The 728-nt window shown below is 65.5% G+C and carries 1 protein-coding gene; it reads right to left on the bottom strand.

Annotated elements, in window-relative coordinates; translation table 11 throughout:
• Positions 1-728: IS66 family transposase (gene tnpC, locus XcuCFBP2542_RS18985; RefSeq protein WP_146090379.1), on the bottom strand; the 728-nt coding region annotated here is incomplete at both ends.

Below are 728 nucleotides of genomic sequence, written 5' to 3'. Positions count from 1 at the left end.
GCCGCTTCGATGGTGTAAAGCACGCCGATGCGCGCGATCGCTTCAGCCGCAATCGCGCTGCCGCTGGCCGCATGCTGCTCATGCCACTTGCGCCGGGCGTGGGCCCAACACCCCAGCTCCGTGACACCCTGCGCAAAGCTGGCTTTATAGCCGCTGTAGTCGTCCACCATCAGTGCGCCGCGCCACTTCCCAAGGAAATCGCGTGCGTGCTGGCCGCTGCGGCTGGTCTGGAACTGGAATACCACCATCGGTGGATCGGCGCCCGGGTGGTGGGCGGTGGCATACGCAAACAGATACGCACGCTTGGAGGAGCCTGCTGTTGGATCCAGCAGCTGCACCGGGGTTTCATCGGCATGCAGCACCGATTGCTGCTGCATCCGCACCGCCAGGCGGTCGGCCAACGGTTGCAGCGCCACGCCGATGGCGCCGATCCACTCGGCCATCGTGCTACGCGACAAGGCAACGCCGCTGCGTGCATAAATGGCTTCCTGCCGATACAGCGGCAAGTGATCGACATACTTTGCGACAGCGACCTGGGCCAGCAGGCTGGCATCGGCCTGGCCGCGCTCGATGATCGCCGCCGCCACCGGCTCGGCGACGATCAGCTCACAGCGACGGCAGCAATACTGCGGGTACACATCGCGCTTGACGTAGAACTCCAGCGGCTTGCAGGCCAGACGCTCGCTGACATGCTCGCCGATGGCCACCAGCGCGCTGTTGCACTGCGG

The sequence above is a fragment of the Xanthomonas cucurbitae genome (genome assembly GCF_002939885.1).
Lineage (GTDB): Bacteria > Pseudomonadota > Gammaproteobacteria > Xanthomonadales > Xanthomonadaceae > Xanthomonas > Xanthomonas cucurbitae.
This window is presented reverse-complemented; position numbering and strand designations above follow the sequence as displayed.